This is a genomic window from Streptomyces sp. NRRL S-495 (genome assembly GCF_000966955.1).
Classification (GTDB): Bacteria; Actinomycetota; Actinomycetes; order Streptomycetales; family Streptomycetaceae; genus Kitasatospora; species Kitasatospora purpeofusca.
This window is the reverse complement of record NZ_JZWY01001250.1, coordinates 1-652: the sequence shown is the minus strand read 5'-3', so window position 1 is coordinate 652 and position 652 is coordinate 1. Positions and strand designations below refer to the sequence as shown.

1 protein-coding gene is annotated in these 652 nt (G+C 75.2%); it reads right to left on the bottom strand.

Features of this window, described 5'->3' with window-relative positions:
* Positions 1-652 (bottom strand): acyl carrier protein (locus VR45_RS40935; protein ID WP_045945059.1); only part of this gene is annotated, 652 nt, incomplete at both ends.

Below are 652 nucleotides of genomic sequence, written 5' to 3'. Positions count from 1 at the left end.
AGATGCCGAAGAACTCCGCGTCGAACTCTGCCGCACCGGCGAGCGACCCCGCCTCCCGCTGGTAGTACCGGCCCGGCGTCCCCGGTGCGGGGTCGTACCGTCCGGCGGTGTCCCAGCCCCGGTCGTCGGGCAGCGCGGAGACGGCGTCGGCACCTGCCGACACCAGCTCCCAGAGTTCGTCGGGGCTGCCGACACCGCCGGGGTAGCGGCAGCCCATGCCGACGATCACCACGGGGTCGTCGTCCTCGGCCCGCCGCACCCGCTCGTCCGCGTCGGTGTCCCGGTCGGGCCGGTCGCCGCCGATCCGGACACAGAGGTACTCGGTCAGGGCCGCCGGGGTCGGGCAGTCGAAGACCACTGTCACCGGGATGCTCAGCGCCGTCGCCGCGCTCAGCCGGTTGCGCAGCTCCACCGCAGTGACGGAGTCGAATCCCAGGTCGAGGAAGGCCAGTTCGGCGGGGACCGGCTCGGACCGCCCGGTCAGCGCGGCGATCTCCTCGCCCACCAGCCGTGCCAGTGCGGCACGCCGCTCCGGTACGTCCAGTCCGGCCAGCTCCGCGCGGAACGCGGTGCCGGCATCCTGGCCACCGCCCGAGCCGTCCGCGCCGTTCGGTCCGTTCGCGTCCCCCGGGCCGCGCTCCGCGAGCGCCGC